Origin of the sequence: Undibacterium sp. SXout7W (assembly GCF_049339385.1) — a bacterium.
Classification (GTDB): domain Bacteria; phylum Pseudomonadota; class Gammaproteobacteria; order Burkholderiales; family Burkholderiaceae_D; genus Undibacterium.
This window is the reverse complement of sequence record NZ_JBMPPF010000054.1, coordinates 1-949: the sequence shown is the minus strand read 5'-3', so window position 1 is coordinate 949 and position 949 is coordinate 1. Positions and strand designations below refer to the sequence as shown.

Here is a 949-nt window from a genome sequence, read left to right as displayed (position 1 = left end):
TCAACGGCAGTGGCACCGGCGATGGGAATGGCGATGGCATTGCCGATCAGTTACAAAAAGACGTGACGTCCTTTTTATGGAACAACAATTTTACGATCCCCCACTATCTGACCGTTGCAAATCAAGCCGGCTGGGCACAGACACATGCCATCACATTGCCCAGCAACACAGCGACGAATATCCCGGCCAGCCTGTCCTTCCCTTATGGCGTTCTGTCCATTCAACTCGAAGCACCTGCATCACCGGCAGCAACACCACTGTCCATCGTACCTGAAGAGAGCAGCACACCATTACAGGCAGCGCCATTACAAATTGGCATGTCGTTGTACACCGACATCCTCACACCGGTGAATGGATACTGGGTACAGGATGCCAAGGGTAACTGGGTCAATATTGCCACGAACATTACTACGGTCAACAACCACCTCAAGGTTGACTTCACTGTGACAGACGGCGGCGCCTTTGATGCAGATGGTAAAGTGGACGGCAAGATTCTGAGTGTGGGTGCTCTGGGATATCAGACGCCCACCCCCGCTGTGGGTACGCCGGGCGACAAGGATGGCGATGGTATTCCTGACGCGGTAGAACCGGTCGTGGGAACGAATCCGGCCATCAAGGACAATGATGTACTCCACCGCGCTGATTTGTTTGCCATGCAACTGTACCGTGACGTCCTGTTCCGGGAAGGCGATACCGGAGGCATTGCTTACTGGAGTAACCAGATCAACAGCGGCACGATGACCCGGGCACAGGTGGCGGCCTCCTTTATGGCATCGCCAGAGTTTCAGTCTGGTATTGGCGGCCTGACGCGATTGTACTTCGGCGCCTTTGACCGCTTACCGGACAGAGAGGGTCTGGCGTACTGGATTGCGCAGGAGAAAACCGGTGTGATGTTAAAAGACGTCAGTAGTGCGTTCGTGGCTGGACTTGAGTTCCAGAGCACCTATGG

At 54.7% G+C, this 949-nt stretch carries 1 protein-coding gene; it reads left to right on the top strand.

Annotation, left to right across the window (positions count from 1 at the left end):
* A partial coding sequence (locus ACO0LB_RS20435) for a DUF4214 domain-containing protein (protein ID WP_423052518.1) occupies positions 1-949 on the top strand: 949 nt, incomplete at both ends.